Origin of the sequence: Streptomyces sp. NPDC051364, assembly GCF_040682115.1 — a bacterium.
Taxonomy (GTDB): domain Bacteria; phylum Actinomycetota; class Actinomycetes; order Streptomycetales; family Streptomycetaceae; genus Streptomyces.
The window spans coordinates 32,519-48,749 of the sequence record NZ_JBFBAH010000015.1 but is presented as its reverse complement, the minus strand read 5'-3'; the positions used below and the strand labels follow the sequence as shown (position 1 = coordinate 48,749).

14 protein-coding genes and 5 tRNA genes are annotated in these 16,231 nt (G+C 69.7%); 10 read left to right on the top strand and 9 right to left on the bottom strand.

Annotated features, from left to right (window positions below):
• Positions 1-14: 14 nt before the first annotated feature.
• Positions 15-218 (top strand): acyl-CoA carboxylase subunit epsilon, encoded by a 204-nt coding sequence (locus AB0M76_RS27455; RefSeq protein WP_266663400.1) that lies wholly within the window; start codon positions 15-17, stop codon positions 216-218.
• 148 nt (positions 219-366) lie between these two features.
• On the opposite strand, the gene AB0M76_RS27450 is transcribed toward AB0M76_RS27455, so the two are convergent.
• From AB0M76_RS27450 to AB0M76_RS27415, 8 genes are all read right to left on the bottom strand, one after another.
• Complete coding sequence (locus tag AB0M76_RS27450; RefSeq protein ID WP_365955394.1) at positions 367-948, bottom strand: ATP/GTP-binding protein; 582 nt, start codon at positions 946-948, stop codon at positions 367-369.
• Positions 929-1,486 (bottom strand): DUF742 domain-containing protein, encoded by a 558-nt coding sequence (locus AB0M76_RS27445; RefSeq protein WP_365955393.1) that lies wholly within the window; start codon positions 1,484-1,486, stop codon positions 929-931. Before AB0M76_RS27445 ends, AB0M76_RS27450 begins: the two co-directional genes overlap by 20 nt.
• 93 nt (positions 1,487-1,579) lie before the next feature.
• Positions 1,580-1,993 carry a roadblock/LC7 domain-containing protein gene (locus tag AB0M76_RS27440; protein WP_008739857.1) on the bottom strand — a complete coding sequence of 138 codons (414 nt, stop codon included), beginning with the start codon at positions 1,991-1,993 and terminating at the stop codon, positions 1,580-1,582.
• A gap of 10 nt (positions 1,994-2,003) precedes the next feature.
• Positions 2,004-5,189: a nitrate- and nitrite sensing domain-containing protein gene (locus AB0M76_RS27435; RefSeq protein WP_365955392.1), complete on the bottom strand. Its 3,186-nt coding sequence runs from the start codon at positions 5,187-5,189 to the stop codon at positions 2,004-2,006.
• Between the two features lie 333 nt (positions 5,190-5,522).
• Positions 5,523-6,104 carry an ATP/GTP-binding protein gene (locus AB0M76_RS27430; RefSeq protein WP_048475966.1) on the bottom strand — a complete coding sequence of 194 codons (582 nt, stop codon included), beginning with the start codon at positions 6,102-6,104 and terminating at the stop codon, positions 5,523-5,525.
• Positions 6,085-6,480 (bottom strand): DUF742 domain-containing protein, encoded by a 396-nt coding sequence (locus tag AB0M76_RS27425; RefSeq protein ID WP_266663387.1) that lies wholly within the window; start codon positions 6,478-6,480, stop codon positions 6,085-6,087. Before AB0M76_RS27425 ends, AB0M76_RS27430 begins: the two co-directional genes overlap by 20 nt.
• 151 nt (positions 6,481-6,631) lie before the next feature.
• Positions 6,632-7,045, bottom strand: a complete 414-nt coding sequence (locus AB0M76_RS27420) for a roadblock/LC7 domain-containing protein (protein WP_266672658.1) — start codon at positions 7,043-7,045, stop codon at positions 6,632-6,634.
• Positions 7,046-7,054: 9 nt separating this feature from the next.
• The gene (locus tag AB0M76_RS27415) at positions 7,055-10,729 is read right to left on the bottom strand and encodes a nitrate- and nitrite sensing domain-containing protein (protein ID WP_365955391.1); all 3,675 of its coding nucleotides are present in this window, start codon (positions 10,727-10,729) and stop codon (positions 7,055-7,057) included.
• 564 nt (positions 10,730-11,293) lie between these two features.
• Between AB0M76_RS27415 and AB0M76_RS27410 the strand changes: the two genes are divergently transcribed.
• The 9 genes from AB0M76_RS27410 to AB0M76_RS27370 all read left to right on the top strand — a co-directional run bounded on the left by AB0M76_RS27410 (position 11,294) and on the right by AB0M76_RS27370 (position 15,282).
• Positions 11,294-11,476 carry a hypothetical protein gene (locus AB0M76_RS27410; protein WP_365955390.1) on the top strand — a complete coding sequence of 61 codons (183 nt, stop codon included), beginning with the start codon at positions 11,294-11,296 and terminating at the stop codon, positions 11,474-11,476.
• A 98-nt stretch (positions 11,477-11,574) separates the two neighbouring features.
• On the top strand, positions 11,575-12,363 hold the full coding sequence (locus AB0M76_RS27405; protein WP_266663381.1) for a fumarylacetoacetate hydrolase family protein: 789 nt from the start codon (positions 11,575-11,577) through the stop codon (positions 12,361-12,363).
• Complete coding sequence (gene gltX / locus AB0M76_RS27400; RefSeq protein WP_365955389.1) at positions 12,356-13,831, top strand: glutamate--tRNA ligase; 1,476 nt, start codon at positions 12,356-12,358, stop codon at positions 13,829-13,831. Before AB0M76_RS27405 ends, gltX begins: the two co-directional genes overlap by 8 nt.
• Positions 13,832-13,977: 146 nt before the next feature.
• Positions 13,978-14,706 carry an HAD family hydrolase gene (locus AB0M76_RS27395; protein ID WP_365955388.1) on the top strand — a complete coding sequence of 243 codons (729 nt, stop codon included), beginning with the start codon at positions 13,978-13,980 and terminating at the stop codon, positions 14,704-14,706.
• An 86-nt stretch (positions 14,707-14,792) separates the two neighbouring features.
• Positions 14,793-14,864, top strand: a tRNA-Gln gene (locus AB0M76_RS27390).
• A 27-nt stretch (positions 14,865-14,891) separates the two neighbouring features.
• Positions 14,892-14,964 (top strand) — tRNA-Glu (locus AB0M76_RS27385).
• Positions 14,965-15,028: 64 nt separating this feature from the next.
• Positions 15,029-15,101, top strand: a tRNA-Glu gene (locus AB0M76_RS27380).
• A 21-nt stretch (positions 15,102-15,122) separates the two neighbouring features.
• A tRNA-Gln gene (locus AB0M76_RS27375) sits at positions 15,123-15,194 on the top strand.
• A gap of 15 nt (positions 15,195-15,209) precedes the next feature.
• Positions 15,210-15,282 (top strand) — tRNA-Glu (locus tag AB0M76_RS27370).
• A 170-nt stretch (positions 15,283-15,452) separates the two neighbouring features.
• Here the strand turns inward: AB0M76_RS27370 and ndgR are convergent.
• Positions 15,453-16,169, bottom strand: coding sequence for an IclR family transcriptional regulator NdgR (gene ndgR, locus AB0M76_RS27365; protein WP_365955387.1), 717 nt, complete (start codon positions 16,167-16,169; stop codon positions 15,453-15,455).
• Between the last annotated feature and the right edge of the window lie 62 nt (positions 16,170-16,231).

The window sequence follows — 16,231 nt, the reverse complement described above, 5'->3', positions numbered from 1 at the left end:
GAGACCTGCCACTGATGAGCAAGACGACCGACACCCTGCTGCGCGTCGAGAAGGGCAACGCCGCCCCCGAGGAGCTGGCCGCGATCACCGCGATCCTGCTGGCCCGCGCCGCGGCCACCCCGGAGGCCCGCCCGGTGCACCGCATGGGCTCCCAGGCCCGCTGGCGCCGCCTGGAGCGCACCCCCGGCTTCCGCGCCCCGCACAGCTGGCAGGGCTAGTTCTTCCGCAAGAGCCGGCCTCGCAAAGCCCCCGTACGTACGAGCCTTCGTACGTACGGGGGCTTCGTCGTTGCCGGACCGTGCACCGAAGACCGAAAGGCCCCCGCACTCCGAGGAGTGCGGGGGCCTTTCGCGTCAGCCGTGGCGCCTAGCGCAGGCGGGCCATGAGGGCGTGCTCGACGAGCGTGATGAGCGCGCTCTTGGCGTCCGCGCGGTGGCGGGCGTCGGTGGTGATGATCGGAGCGTCCGGGCCGATCTGCAGGGCCTCGCGGACTTCCTCGGGGGTGTAAGGCTGGTGTCCCTCGAAGCCGTTGAGGGCGATGACGAACGGCAGCCCGCTGTTCTCGAAGTAGTCGACCGCGGGGAAGCAGTCGGCGAGGCGGCGGGTGTCGACGAGCACGATCGCCCCGATGGCGCCGCGGACGAGGTCGTCCCACATGAACCAGAACCGGTCCTGACCGGGGGTACCGAAGAGGTACAGGATCAGGTCCTGGTCCAGGGTGATGCGGCCGAAGTCCATGGCGACCGTGGTGGTCGTCTTGTCCCCGGTGTGGGTCAGATCGTCGATACCGGCCGACGCGGACGTCATGACGGCTTCGGTGCGCAGCGGGTTGATCTCGGAGACCGCGCCGACGAACGTGGTCTTGCCCACGCCGAAGCCGCCCGCCACCACGATCTTCGCGGAGGTGGTGGAGCGAGCCGCTCCGCCGTTAGAGCTTGCGAAGTCCACTGAGCACCCTTTCGAGCAGTGTCACATCTGGCTGGCCGCCGGCAGACTCGTCGCCGCCGGGCTGGTGAATGGCGACAAGGCCCGCCTCCGCCAGGTCGGCGACGAGGATTCGGGCGACACCAAGAGGAATGGAGAGAAGTGCCGAGATCTCCGCGACGGATTTGATCTCCTGGCACAGGCGGCAGATGCGCTGGTGCTCGGGCAACTGCCCTTGCAACCGCGCGGGATCTGCCGTGGTACTGACCAGCGCCTCGATGGCGAGCTGGTAGCGCGGCCGGGTACGGCCGCCGGTCATCGCGTACGGGCGCACCAGCGGGTTGTGGGCCTTGGGGGCCTGCGGCTGCGTACCCCGGTGGGCCTGCTGCGAAGGCCGCTGAGGCGCCTGGGCCTGCTGGGGCTGGCCGTACGGCTGCTGGTACGGGTTGTGCTCCGGCACGGGCCGGCTGGGAGCGGAGGGAAAGTTGAAGCGGTTCTGGTCGTGCTGCCCACCCTGCGGCTGCTGCGCGCCGCCATAAGGATGACCTCCGGGTGTTGTCACGTTTCCTCCTCCGACTCCAAGAACGCAGTACTCCCTGTGGAACCGCGCCACCGCACCCTATGGTGCGATGACGCGAAACGCACTGCCTGTTTGCTAGTTGAGAAGACTTCCCTGCAGCTCCGAGCGCAGTTCCGGGGTGAGAACACTGCCTGCTCGGTCCACAAGGAGGGCCATCTCGTAGCCCACGAGGCCGATGTCACACTCGGGGTGCGCGAGCACCGCGAGCGAAGATCCGTCCGAGACGGACATGAGGAAGAGGAATCCCCGGTCCATCTCGACCACGGTCTGGTTGACGGCGCCACCCTCGAAGATGCGGGAGGCTCCTGCGGTCAGCGACGTCAGACCGGAGGCCACGGCCGCCAGCTGATCGGCGCGGTCGCGCGGGAATCCGTCGGACATCGCCAGAAGAAGGCCGTCGGCGGAGACCACCACCGTGTGGGACACCCCAGGGGTGTTGTCCACGAAGTTGGTGATCAACCAGTTCAGGTTCTGTGCCGCCTGGCTCATCGGGCTCACACTAACGCTCCTGGTCATAGCTGTTACTTGACTGCTCAGAACCCGCACTGCGTCCCTGCTGGACACCGCGCCGCAGGTTGCTCAACCTGCCGCGGACGTCCTCCGGTGCGCGGGAGACCTGGGGGCCGCCCTGCGGGGTCGTCTCCGCCGCACCCTCGACCAGGTTGGCCTTGGGCACGCGCCGAGGGAGACCGGACGGGGTGACCCCGCCCGCCTTCGGCTCACGGAGCTTTGAGGCCTGCTGCCAGCGCTCGTCGTTGTTCGAGCGCCAGTCGTTGCTGCCTTCCTCGTCCCGCTCCGCGGCGGCGGGCTGCTGCTGTCGCGGCGGCCGCTGCGCGAAGAGGGATCCGGTGGACTCCGCTTCCTTCCGTGCCGGCTGCCCCTGCTGCTGGCTGCCGCGGCGCGGCAGGCCCGCTCCGGTCACTTGGTGGCTGGTGTCGGCAGCGGCGCCCGGACGGTCGAAGCCTACGCGTTCCGGGGCGGGTTCGGGAGCGGCCGGGGGTTCCGATTCGGTCCCGTATCCCTGCTGGTAGCCGCCGGAGTAGGTGTTCTGCTCGGGCCACTCGGCCTGCTGGGACTGGGATCCGAAGCCGCCGTCGTACGCCTGGGCGCTCTGCTGCCGATCCTGGTAGCCGGCTTCCGGATAGGCGTAGTCCTGCTGCGGGTACGCCTCGTAGCCCTGCTGGGACCCATGGGCCTGCTGGGAGTCGTACGAGGTGTCGTAACCCTGCTCGGGCTGCTGCGGGTAGTCCTGGTACTGCTGGTACCCGTGCTCCGGCTGCGGTTCCGCATACTCCTGCTCGGAGTACTCGGCCTGCTGCTCCTGCCCGTAGACCTGGGCCTCGAGCGCGGCTCTGCGCTCCTGCTGGGCCAGGGAGCGGCCGACCGGGTTCAACCCGGGGGTGTCGCCGCCCTGGTTGTCGTAGCGGGAGTCGTCGAAGCCGAGCTCGGCGGCCGTACGCATCGGAATGGCCTGCGGCGCCGGCTGCTGCGGGATCATCGTGGACACCGTGAAGTCGTCGCTCGGGATCCCCTCACCACCACCACCGTGGGTGATCACGTCGGGCAGCATGACCAGCGACGTGGTGCCGGCGGCCTCGCCCGAGGGGCGCAGCTGGACCCGGATGCTGTGACGGTCCGCCAGCCGGCCGACCACGAACAGACCCATGCGCTGGGAGATCGCGGCGTCCACGGTCGGCGGGTTGGCCAGCTTGTGGTTGATGTCCGCGAAGTCCTCGGCGGTGAGGCCGATGCCCTTGTCGTGGATCTCGATCATCACGCGGCCGTCGGGCAGACGCGTGGCGTTGACGCGGACCTTGGTCTGCGGCGAGGAGAACGTCGTGGCGTTCTCCAGGAGCTCGGCGAGCAGGTGCACGAGGTCGGTCACGGCCTGGCCGTGGATCTCGGCCTCGGAGACGCCCGAGAGCTCGATGCGCTCGTACTGCTCCACCTCGGAGGAGGCGGCGCGCAGGACGTCGACGAGGGGGACCGGCTGGTCCCAGCGGCGGCCCGGCTCCTCACCCGCGAGGATGAGGAGGTTCTCGCCGTTGCGGCGCATACGGGTGGCCAGGTGGTCCAGGCGGAAGAGGTTCTCCAGCTGGTCCGGGTCGGCCTCGTTGTTCTCCAGGTCGGTGATGAGGGTCAGCTGGCCCTCGATCAGCGACTGGTTGCGCATGGAGAGGTTCGTGAAGATCGCGTTGACGTTGCCTCGCAGGAGCGCCTGCTCGGCGGCGAGCCGGACCGCTTCCCGGTGGACCTGGTCGAAGGCGCGGGCGACCTCGCCGATCTCGTCCTGGGAGTTGATCGGGATCGGCGCGACACGGGTGTCGACCTTGCCCGGGTCGGTGCGCGAGAGCTGGTCGACGAGCATCGGCAGGCGCTGCTCGGCGACGTCGAAGGCGGCGGAGCGCAGGCGGCGCATCGAGTTGCTCATCGAGCGGGCCATCATGGCGGCCAGGATGAAGGCGGCGAGCAGGGCCACGACCACGACGGCGCCGGTCCAGATGGCGTCGTTGCGGGCCGCGTCGGAGACCGCGACGGAGTCGTTGACGGCCTTGGCGAGGAGATCCTTCTCGATCTCGGCGTAGCCCTCGAACTTGGCGGTGGCCGCGGCCTGCCAGGCCTGGGGCGTGGTGCCGTTCGCGGCGAGCTTGGTCTTGTTGTCGCCGCTGGCTATCGCCTCGGTCATGCCGGTGAGCACGGAGCCGTTCACCATCGGCGGGACCTTGAAGACGGTGCCGGCCTGCTCGGCCTGCGTCTTGGCGGCCGCGAGCTTGGCAGCACCCTCCTGCGACTTCTTGCCCATGACCTCCTTGAGGCGGTTCACGTCGTCCTCGGTGCCGGCCGCGACGTACTCGCCGATGGCGATGTCCTCGAGGTAGGCGTACGAGGCGAAGGCGACGAGCTGGGCCTTGCGGACCTGTTCGTTCTCATTGGGCCGGACCAGCAGGTGGGTGCCGACCGAGCGCTGGAGCGAGTTGGCGGCCTTGGCCAGCTCGACCGCGTAGACCATGCGGCCGTAGCTGGTGACGTTGCCGGTGCCCAGGCCGAGTTCGTTGGAGAACGTCATGAGGTAGTGCTGGACCAGCACGTACCCCTCTTCGGTCGGGATCGGACCGTTCGCGCTGGGCGGGTTCTTCTTGTCCGTCTCCTGCGCGACGTACGCCGTCTGCCGGACGGCCGCGAGCTTGGGCTCCTCCTGACGGAAGAGCTCCAGGCGGCGCTCCAGCCCCTGGTTCGCGTTCGAGGGGAGGTCCTTGGCGGCCTGGGCGAACCTCTCCTTGGCCGCGTCGGTGGCGTCCCGGGCCTTCGCGACGCCCGCGTTGGTGGCGTCGCCCCGGAGGAGCGGTTCGGCCGTGAGGTCGCGCTCGTTGAGGAGGGCCTGGCCGTATTCGGCCGCCGCCTGGACGATGCGGGCCGTCTTCTCGGCGTCCTTGGCCTCGTTCCAGCTGTCGACGGAGCCCTTCACCTGGAAGCCGCCCATGACCAGTCCGACGAGGACGGGTACGAGCAGGATGGCGTTCAGCTTGGTCGGCACACGCCAGTTACGGGGTGCGAACCTGCTGGTGCTGCCGCTCATCGCCGGTGGGTCCACGGGTACGTCGACGTGCGACGCGGCCGCGCGCTGCGGCGGGGTGAAGTTGCCACGCGCGGGTTCATCCGCGGGGCTCGCGTTGCTTCGCCTCACTCGACCAACAACCTTCCGGCGGTGCTACTAGCTAGTTAGTTGAATTCCAGCACGGTTAACGGCCGTGTTCCAAACAGTTGGAATCAGCCATTCCAAGAGACTTATGTCCCGCATAAATCGGACATAAAGAGCGAGTGGCAGCAAAAATGGAGTCATTCGTGCGCGCAGCGGCACCGACCGACCGCACCCTGTGTCCAACTGGCGGCAATTCTCTGTCGAAACGTTATGAACCGAGAGGGCGGGCCGTGTCCTATGACACAGCCCGCCCTCTCACGTTGTGAAGAACCCGTGGTACTTGAGTGGTGCCCCTTGAGCCGCGTGACTCGAATCGTGTTACTTGAGTCGGGCCATGAGGGCGTGCTCGACCAGCGTGATGAGCGCGCTCTTGGCGTCCGCGCGGTGGCGGGCGTCGGTGGTGATGATCGGAGCGTCCGGGCCGATCTGCAGGGCCTCGCGGACTTCCTCGGGGGTGTAAGGCTGGTGTCCCTCGAAGCCGTTGAGGGCCACGACGAACGGCAGCCCGCTGTTCTCGAAGTAGTCGACCGCGGGGAAGCAGTCGGCGAGACGGCGGGTGTCGACGAGCACGATCGCCCCGATGGCGCCGCGGACGAGGTCGTCCCACATGAACCAGAACCGGTCCTGACCGGGGGTACCGAAGAGGTACAGGATCAGGTCCTGGTCCAGGGTGATGCGGCCGAAGTCCATGGCGACCGTGGTGGTCGTCTTGTCCCCGGTGTGGGTCAGATCGTCGATACCGGCCGACGCGGAGGTCATGACGGCTTCCGTGCGCAGCGGATTGATCTCCGAGACGGCCCCGACGAACGTGGTCTTGCCCACGCCGAACCCGCCCGCCACCACGATCTTCGCGGAGGTGGTGGAACGGGCGGTTCCGCCATTAGAGCTTGCGAAGTCCACTGAGCACCCTTTCGAGCAGCGTTACATCCGGCGTGCCGCCGGCCTCTCCATTGCCCGGCTGGTGGATGGCCACCATTCCGGCCTCGGCCAGGTCGGCGACGAGGATCCGGGCGACACCGAGCGGCATCGACAGCAGTGCGGAGACCTCCGCGACCGACTTGACCTCGCGGCACAGCGTGCAGATGCGCTGGTGCTCGGGAAGCAGGCCGGACAGGTGCATCGGATCGGCCGTGGTGCTGACCAGCGCCTCAATGGCGAGCTGGTAGCGCGGCCGGGTCCGTCCGCCGGTCATCGCGTACGGGCGAACGAGCGGCTGGTCGCCTTCCGAGTACGACGAATCGCCGTACGAATCGGGGTAGGCGGGGGGCGGGGTCATTGATCCTCCGGGCTGGACAGCAGTGGTCAGCGTGCCGTCTGACGGGGCGGCCGGTGGGGGGACGGTATGACGGCCTGACGGTGGTACTGGGTTCCGGGGCTGGCGCCCCGGTCTCCCGGCCGGAAGTACCGTCCGGCCGGGAGATGTGGCGTCAGATGAGCAGGCTTCCCTGCAGCTCCGCGCGCAGGTCCGGGGTGAGGACGCTGCCGGCGCGGTCCACGAGGAGGGCCATCTCGTAGCCGACGAGGCCGATGTCGCAGTCGGGGTGTGCGAGTACGGCCAGCGAGGATCCGTCCGAGACGGACATGAGGAAGAGGAATCCCCGGTCCATCTCGACCACGGTCTGGTTGACGGCGCCGCCCTCGAAGATGCGGGAGGCTCCTGCGGTCAGCGACGTCAGACCGGAGGCCACGGCCGCCAGCTGATCGGCGCGGTCCCGGGGAAAACCTTCGGACATCGCCAGAAGGAGGCCGTCGGCGGAGACCACCACCGTGTGGGACACCCCGGGGGTGTTGTCCACGAAGTTGGTGATCAACCAGTTCAGGTTCTGTGCCGCCTGGCTCATCGAACTCAACTAACGCTCCTGCTGGTAAGTGGGGTCGATGTGGTAACTGCCGGTCGCCGGGCCGTTGTTGCCGGCCTGACGGCCCTGCTGGATACCCCGTCGGAGGTTGGTCAGACGGCCGCGGACGTCGTCCGGCGCTCGCGAGACCTGCGGGCCGGACTGTGCGTCGGCCTGCTGCTGCGCGGTGCCGGCCACGAGGTTCGCCCGTGGTACTCGGCGGGGCAGCCCCGAGGTGGTGATGCCGCCGGCGGCGGGCTGGCGCACGCGCTCGGCCTGCCGCATCAGCTCGTCGTTCGGCGAGGACCGCCAGCTGACGGTCGGCGAGCTGCCGTTCGCCGCCTGGGCGGGCTCGGCCGCCTGCTCCTGGCCGCGCTGCGGCAGCGGCTGCTGCGAGCGCTGCTGGGGAGCCGGAGCCGGGGCGGACTGCTGGGGTACGGCCGGCGCCTGACCGGAGGACTGCTGGCCCTCCTGGTGGAACCAGTTCGACTCCAGCGTGTCGAAGATCGGGCTGCGCTCGTTGCCGGTGCTCGGAGCCGGCGGCAGCGCCTCCGGCTGGGGAGCCTGCGGCAACTGCGGGGCCTGCGACTGCTGGGCGTATCCGCCGACACCGGGGCCGCCGGGCCGCGGGGCCTGGTAGTCCGGGCGGGCGAACTGGCCCGTGGTGGACGGGTCCGCCGGACCGCGCAGCTCCGGGCGCTCGAACTGCCCGGTGGAGGACATGTTCTGGCCGGCTGGGGGCAGCGGGGCCCGCAGGTCGGGACGCTCGAACTGGCCGGTGGTGCTGTTGCCGGCCGGCGGGCGCGGAGCATTGAAGTCCGGACGGGGGAACTCGGCCGTCGCACCGGGCCCCGAGAGCTCGTCGTGGCCGCGCGGGACCTCCTGGCCGCCGCTGCGCGCCGGGTCGGCGCCCCAGCTGGTGGTCTGCGGGATCCCGGCAGGACCCGTACCCGGAAGCTCCGGACGGGGGGCGCCACCGCGCGGCGGCAGCTGCGGACGGTTGCCGCGCGGAGCCGGGGCGGCGGGCGCCTGGGCCGAGGGGACCGGGCCCGTGGGGGCGGGCTGCTGCGGAGTCTGCGGCCGCTCGAAGCCGTTGCCCTGCGGGAATCCGGCCTGACCGGAGGCCGTGGGCGCGGACATCGGACGCGACGGGGGACCGCCGGCCGGACCGCGGCCCGGCAGAGGGGCACCGCCGCCGAAGGCACCCTGGCCCTGGCCGGTCGGAGCGCCCGGCATGCCCGGACCGCCCTGCGGACGCCCGCCGGTGCCGCCCTGCTGCGGACGTGCACCGGGACCGCCCTGCGGACCGGCGGCGCCGTCGCGTCCCGGCAGCGCGGCACGCTGGCCGCCGCCGGAGACCTGGCCGCGCTGCGGGCCGGCGCCCACGGGCTGGCGTGCGCCGCCGCCCGGGACGGAACCCTGCGGGGAAGCACCCGGCATGCCCTGCGGACCGCCGGAGCCCGGACCACCCGGACCGCCCTGGCCCGGCATCGGACCCGGCTTCTTGCCGCCCTGGGCGACGTCCACCGGCAGCATGACGAGGGCCGTCGTACCACCCGAGTCGGACGGGCGCAGCTGGATGCGGATGCCGTGTCGCAGGGACAGGCGGCCGACCACGAACAGGCCCATGCGGCGGGAGACGGAGACGTCCACGGTCGGCGGCGACGCGAGCCGCTCGTTGATCGCGGCGAGGTCCTCGGGCGAGAGGCCGATACCGGTGTCGTGGATCTCGACGAGCACGCGGCCGTCGGGCAGCGCGTGACCGGTGACCTTGACCTTGGTCTGCGGGGAGGAGAACGAGGTGGCGTTCTCCAGCAGCTCGGCGAGCAGGTGCACGAGGTCGTTGACGACGCGGCCGGCGACATCGGTGCCGGGCACCGACGACAGCTCGATGCGCTCGTACTGCTCCACCTCGGACGCGGCGGCGCGGAGCACGTCGACGAGCGGGACGGGGCGGGTCCACCGGCGGCCCGGCTCCTCGCCCGCGAGGACGAGGAGGTTTTCGCCGTTACGGCGCATACGGGTCGCGAGGTGGTCGAGCCGGAAGAGCGAGGACAGCTGGTCCGGGTCGGCCTCGCGCGACTCCAGCTCGGAGATGAGCGAGAGCTGGCGCTGGATGAGGCCCTGCGAACGGCGCGAGAGGTTGGTGAACATCGCGTTGACGTTGCCCCGGAGGAGGGCCTGCTCGGCGGCGAGGCGGACGGCCTCGCGGTGCACGTCGTCGAAGGCCGCGGCCACCTGGCCGATCTCGTCGCGGGTGTGCAGGCCGACCGATTCCACGGACGTGTCCACGTCCTGCGGGTCGGACTCGGACAGCTGCTTGACGAGCTCGGGCAGTCGGTCCTGGGCGACCCGGGTCGCGGTGTCCTGCAGGCGGCGCAGCGAGCGGATCATCGACCGCGCCATGACGAAGGCACCGACGAGCGAGACACCGAGGACGAGGAGGATCAGGGCACCGTTGATGATGGCGTCCTGCTGCGAGGAGTTCTTGAGCTCGCGGGCCTTCTGCTCCATGTCCTCGAGCAGGGTGAGCTCGATCTGCTTCATCGCCTGGATCTTGGTGTCGTCCGCGTCGTACCAGTCCATCCAGGACCGGTACTGCGTCTCCTTGGCGAACTGACCCTGGGTCGACAGGACGCGGCGGGTGTAGTGGTCCGCCTTGCCGATCTCCGCGTTGCCGTCACCGAGCACCGCGAGGAGTTCCTCGGGCTTGCCCTGGTAGACGAGTTCGAAGGTCTTCTTCGCCTGGCTCTCGCCGCGGAGCGCGGCGAGAGCGTACAGGCGGTCGTTCTCGGTGAGGGTGCCGGCGGGCTGGCCGCTGTCGGGCAGCGAGGCGGCGATGACGGCGCGCTGGATCGAGGCGTACTCCTTGGCGGAGGAGAAGGCCGCCAGGGCGCGCGTACGCTTGATCATCTCCGGGCTGGAGGTGGCCTGCGCCATGTCCTGGGAGAGCGAGAGCAGCGAGACGATCAGCGCGTTGTACTCGGTGACCGTCTGCTGGGCGCTGTTGCGGTACGCGTTCTTGCGGATTTCCTCGATGCCGGTGAGCTGGCGGCCGATCTGCAGGATGTTGTTGCGGATCGACTTGAGGGTCTCGTCCTTGTCCTGCGCGCTGTCGACCTTGTCGGTCGCGGCGGCGAAGGACTTGGCGGCGGCGTCGGTCTGGTCGCGGACGCCCGTGACGAGGGTGCTGGGCTTGCCCGACTTGTCGACCGACAGCGGACCCGCCGACCTGTCCCGCTCCTCCTGGAGCATGGCGGCCAGGTTGGTGGCCTGCCGGGTCATCGTCGTCAGCAGCTGCATGTGCTCCAGCTGGGAGATGTCGTTGAGCGAGTCGTTGATGCGGAAGCCACCGAGCGTGGTGGCCGCGACGACCGGCAGGGTCAGCAGCGACACGAGTCGCGTGCTGATGCGCCAGTTCTGCATGGCGAATCGCGAACCGGGCCCGCTGGGAGCCTTCGGTATCGCCACGTCCTTGTCGGCCGGCTCTTCGCTCTTCGCCTTGCCCCGGGGCTTGAGGCGTGCCTTCCCCCTCACCGCGTTCACGGTGGCGGAGGAGTCGGTGCCCGCGCCTTGGACAGCCGGCCCGCGGTTCTGGGCGTGCTGGGGCGAGGAGCCACGGTCGGTCCCGCCGCGCGGCTCCTGCTCCGCCGCAGCGCTGCCATCCCTCTTGAATCGTCCCTGCACTAGCGTCGCAACCTCTGGACCAGGCGTCCCGCCGGGCGACCGGTGGGACGGTGTCGAGTCGTGGGGCGTTTCGGCCCCATGGTGGTCGTCGGTGACCGGCGCGTCTCCCTCTCCTTGCCGCCGCGCGCGGCGCTGTGTCGCGCCACCTGCGCGCCGGCTGTTCCCGCGGCGGTCCCGCGAATTCCAGCACAGTGGCGGATCTCCAACAAGGTGCGCGTGTCGGCCCGGGGAGTTGGTGACCTCCCGTAATGGCGGGATTACGCGATGTGGTCCGCCTTTCGGGAGGAAACGGACTTACGCCATCCAAACGCAGGGGCTGGCAAGGTGTCCCAGTCGAGATGATCAGGAGCGGAATGGCTGATTCAGTGGCGTAATGTCCGGTTCGTCACCCAAAAATGACCATCCGTTATGCCCGTATTGCCTGGTCACAGGTGAGCAAACTCACACAGCCGTGGCCATTACTTCCCGGTTGAGCCGGGGAATCGGATGTTTAGCCTTGCCCTTTACAGGGTTGACGGATCCGACAACCCCCACCCCACAACCGAGCCGAGGGCCCGAGACACCGTGAAGACGACGATGATGTTCCGCAACATAGCCAACCCCCGCCGCACCACCCTCGCGCACCTCAAGGACGCCGAGGAGCTGCAGGCGACCGAGGCTCCGGAGCACACCGTCGAGCTCCCCACCCAGACCGCGAACCCGCGCCGCACGATCCTCATGGACGCGCCGGTCGCCGCCGCGCAGTAAGCCACTCGGCAAAAGGAGCGCGAAGCGCCGCTGCCCGCCGCGTTAGCCTGGGGACGCAGACTCCAGCCAGCGGAAATACAGAGGGGCAGACGCAACACGTGCGCATCGCCAGGTTCTCCATCGACGGCAATGTCGCGTTCGGCGCGGTCGAGGGCAGCACTGCCCCCGGCGCCGAGGGTGAGCTCGTCCTCGACATCATCAAGGGCATTCCGTTCGCGGACTTCGAGCTCTCGGGCACGAAGGTCCCGCTGAGCAAGGTCCGGCTGCTGCCGCCCGTGCTCCCGAATAAGGTCGTGGCCATCGGCCGCAACTACGCGGAGCACGCGGCGGAGCTGGGCAACGAGGTCCCCGAGGTCCCGATCACCTTCTTCAAGCCCTCCACCTCGGTGGTCGGCCCGGGCGACCCGATCACGTACCCCTCCTTCTCCCAGGACCTCCACCACGAGGCGGAGCTCGCCGTGGTCATCGGCCGCATGTGCCGAGAGGTCCCGAAGGAGCGCGTCAAGGACGTGATCCTCGGCTACACCTGCGCCAACGACGTCACCGCGCGCGATGTCCAGCAGCGCGAGAAGCAGTGGGCCCGGGCCAAGGGCTTCGACAGCTCCTGCCCCCTCGGCCCCTGGATCGAGACCGAGCTCGACCCGAGCGACCTGACCATCCAGTGCACCGTGAACGGCGAACAGCGCCAGCTCGGCCGCACCAGCGACATGGTCCGCTCCATCGAGGACCTGATCGTCCACATCACCGAGGCCATGACGCTGCTCCCCGGCGACGTCATCCTCACGGGGACCCCGGCCGGAGTCGGCCCCCTCAACGTCGGCGACGAGGTCGCCGTCACCATCGAAGGCATCGGCACTCTCACCAACAAGGTGATCAAGCGTGACTAACGCGAACGTCCGCGTACGTTTCTGTCCCTCCCCGACCGGCAACCCCCACGTGGGCCTGGTCCGGACCGCCCTCTTCAACTGGGCGTTCGCCCGCCACCACGGCGGCACGTTCGTCTTCCGCATCGAGGACACCGACGCGGCCCGCGACTCCGAGGAGTCGTACAACCAGCTGCTCGACTCGCTGCGCTGGCTCGGCTTCACCTGGGACGAGGGCCCCGAGGTGGGCGGCCCGCACGCCCCGTACCGCCAGTCCGAGCGGATGGACATCTACGCGGACATCGCCCAGCGCCTGCGCGACGGCGGCTACGCGTACGACTGCTACTGCACCACCGAGGAGCTGGACGCGCGCCGCGCCGCCGCCCGCGCCGCCGGCAAGCCCTCCGGCTACGACGGCCACTGCCGCGAGCTGACCCAGGTGCAGCTGGAGGCCTACCAGGGCGAGCACCGCTCCTCGATCGTCCGCTTCCGGATGCCCGACGAGCCGATCACCTTCACCGACCTGGTCCGCGGCGAGCTGACCTTCACCCCGGAGAACGTGCCGGACTTCGGCATCCTGCGCGCCAACGGCGCCCCGCTCTACACGCTCGTCAACCCGGTCGACGACGCGCTGATGCAGATCACGCACGTGCTCCGCGGCGAGGACCTGCTGTCCTCCACACCGCGCCAGATCGCGCTCTACAAGGCGCTGATGGAGCTCGGCGTCGCCACGGACGTCCCGCAGTTCGGTCACCTGCCCTACGTCATGGGCGAGGGCAACAAGAAGCTCTCCAAGCGCGACCCGGAGAGCTCGCTCAACCTGTACCGCGAGCGCGGCTTCCTCCCCGAGGGCCTGCTGAACTACCTCTCGCTCCTCGGCTGGTCCTTCTCCAAGGACCAGGACATCTTCTCGATCGAGGAGATGGTGGCGAAGTTCGACATCCCGGACGTCAACGCCAACCCGGCGCGCTTCGACCTCAAGAAGGCCGAGGCCATCAACGCCGACCACATCCGGCTGCTGGACCCGAAGGCCTTCGCGGACGCCTGCGCCCCGTGGCTGCAGGCCCCGCACGCCAACTGGGAGGCGGAGGACTTCGACGCCGAGGCCTGGGCGGCCATCGCGCCGTACGCCCAGACCCGCGTGACCGTCCTGTCGGACATCACCGCGAACGTCGACTTCCTGTTCCGCAAGGAGCCGGTCGAGGACCAGGCGTCCTGGGACAAGGCCATGAAGGGCGAGCCCGCGGCCCTCCTGACCACCGTCCGCGCCAACCTGGACGCGGCCGACTGGAGCGACCCCGAGTCCCTCAAGCAGGCCGTCCTGACCGCCGGCGAGGCCCACGGGCTCAAGCTCGGCAAGGCCCAGGCCCCGGTCCGCGTGGCCGTCACCGGCCGTACGGTCGGCCTGCCGCTCTTCGAGTCCCTGCAGATCCTCGGCAAGGACCGCTCGCTGTCCCGCATCGACGCGGCCCTGGCCAAGCTCGCCGCGTAAGCAAGCCCGTACCTCTCTCAGGGGGCGGCAGCCGGAGTTCCCGGCCGCCGCCCCCTGAGGCGTTTCCCGGGGGTCGACCGGGGGTCGGGCGATGGACATCGGCAAACCCCGGGAGCGGAGCCCGGCGATGTCGTAGCGTCGGGGGTATGCCGATCCGCGCCGTGCTGTGGGACATCGACGACACCCTGTTCGACTACACGGGGGCGGACAGTGCCGGACTCGCGCGCCGGCTCGCCGAGGAGGGCATCGCGGAGCGGTACGGATCCCCCGCGCAGGCGCTCGCCCTGTGGCGGGAGATCACCACCCGCCACTGGGACCGCTTCGCCGCCGGGGAGGTGAGCTTCCAGGAGCAGCGCCGGGACCGGGTGCGGGACTTCCTCGGAAGGCCGGGGATGAGCGCCGCCGAGGCCGACGGCTGGTTCGACCGGTACGTCGAGCACTACAAGGCCGCCTGGATGCTGTTCCCCGACGTGGTGCCCGTACTGGACGCCCTCGCGGCCGACTACCGGCACGGGGTGCTCACCAACTCCTCCACCGTCAACCAGGACCCCAAGCTGCGCCACCTCGGGCTGCGCGAGCGCTTCGAGGTGCTCGTGTGCGCCGTGGAACTGGGCGTCAGCAAGCCCGAGGCGGAGGCCTTCCTGGCGGCCTGCGAGGCGCTCGGGCTGCCGCCGGGCGACGTGGCGTACGTGGGCGACCAGCCGGAGATCGACGCGCGCGGCGCCCGCGACGCCGGGCTGACCGCGGTCTGGCTCGACCGCGACGGCGATCGAGGACCGGGCCCCGACGGCGTGCACCGGATCGCCGGGCTCGCCCGGCTCCCGGAGCTGCTGGCCTCGGATACCCGTTTTGGAGCACGGTCAGGCATCCGGTAATGTTCTTTCTGCGCCGCCGGAGCGGGCCGAAAGGCCGGACGGAGGCGCCACTCGAAAGAAAATCCCCCCAGGGGGTTGACTTTCGGTGGGGTATAGTGTAATTGGCAACACGAGGGTTTCTGGTTCCCTTATTCTAGGTTCGAGTCCTGGTACCCCAGCGCAGTGCAGTAATGACGCAGTGCTTTGCCCCCGTTGTGTAGCGGCCTAGCACGCCGCCCTCTCAAGGCGGTAGCGCCGGTTCGAATCCGGTCGGGGGTACAGATCCTTCCCGCAAGATCTCCATTTGGGTAGCTCCCGGACGTCTTGATGCAGGATCGCTAGGGCCCCCGTTGTGTAGCGGCCTAGCACGCCGCCCTCTCAAGGCGGTAGCGCCGGTTCGAATCCGGTCGGGGGTACTGGTCTGGTATAGACCACATTGGGCTATGGTGTAATTGGCAACACGAAGGTTTCTGGTTCCTTTGTTCTAGGTTCGAGTCCTGGTAGCCCAGCGCAGTACAGAGCAAGCCCCCGTTGTGTAGCGGCCTAGCACGCCGCCCTCTCAAGGCGGTAGCGCCGGTTCGAATCCGGTCGGGGGTACGCACAGAAGAGGCCCTCCGCGTTCATCGCGGAGGGCCTCTTCGTTGTTCCCGAACGCACTCCGCCCCCGTGCAGGGCCCCGTACAAGTACGGGCCCGGAGGCGCGTGTTCGGACGTGTGCGGCGCCGTACGCGCCCCCGGGCCCGGGGGAGTGGGAGAAGGGCGGGAGGTCAGCCGGAGCGGCGCAGGGCCTCCGACAGGCGGCCGGCCGCGTCGATGACGGCCTGGGCGTGCATCCGGCCCGGGTGGCGGGTCAGGCGCTCGATCGGCCCGGAGACCGACACGGCGGCCACCACGCGGTTCGACGGCCCGCGCACCGGCGCAGAGACCGACGCCACGCCGGGCTCCCGCTCGCCGATCGACTGCGCCCAGCCGCGGCGCCGTACGCCCGACAGGGCCGTCGCCGTGAAGCGCGCACCCTGCAGCCCGCGGTGGAGCCGCTCGGGCTCCTCCCAGGCCATCAGGATCTGCGCGGCCGAACCGGCCTTCATCGGGAGCGTGGAGCCCACCGGGACGGTGTCCCGAAGGCCCGACAGCCGCTCCGCGGCCGCCACGCAGATGCGCATGTCGCCCTGACGCCGGTAGAGCTGCGCGCTCTCGCCCGTCACGTCACGGAGGTGGGTGAGTACCGGTCCCGCCGTGGCCAGCAGGCGGTCCTCGCCGGCTGCGGCGGCGAGCTCCGCCAGCCGCGGTCCGAGGATGAACCGGCCCTGCATGTCCCTCGCCACCATCCGGTGGTGTTCCAGTGCCACGGCCAGGCGATGTGCCGTGGGTCGTGCGAGCCCTGTCGCCGCGACCAGCCCGGCGAGGGTGGCCGGACCGGACTCCAGTGCGCTCAATACCAGAGCTGCCTTGTCGAGAACGCCGACGCCGCTAGAGTTGTCCATGAAACGATATTCGCGTCTCACACTGTGAAACGCAAGTTCAATTTTTCCAAGAAACAGCGAGT

Excerpts from the sequence above, each read along its gene's own strand:
- ndgR (WP_365955387.1), bottom strand. The coding sequence starts at position 16,169 with ATGGACAACTCTAGCGGCGTCGGCGTTCTCGACAAGGCAGCTCTGGTA.
- AB0M76_RS27395 (WP_365955388.1), top strand. The coding sequence starts at position 13,978 with ATGCCGATCCGCGCCGTGCTGTGGGACATCGACGACACCCTGTTCGAC.
- AB0M76_RS27420 (WP_266672658.1), bottom strand. The coding sequence starts at position 7,045 with ATGAGCCAGGCGGCACAGAACCTGAACTGGTTGATCACCAACTTCGTG.
- AB0M76_RS27455 (WP_266663400.1), top strand. The coding sequence starts at position 15 with ATGAGCAAGACGACCGACACCCTGCTGCGCGTCGAGAAGGGCAACGCC.
- AB0M76_RS27425 (WP_266663387.1), bottom strand. The coding sequence starts at position 6,480 with ATGACCCCGCCCCCCGCCTACCCCGATTCGTACGGCGATTCGTCGTAC.
- AB0M76_RS27440 (WP_008739857.1), bottom strand. The coding sequence starts at position 1,993 with ATGAGCCAGGCGGCACAGAACCTGAACTGGTTGATCACCAACTTCGTG.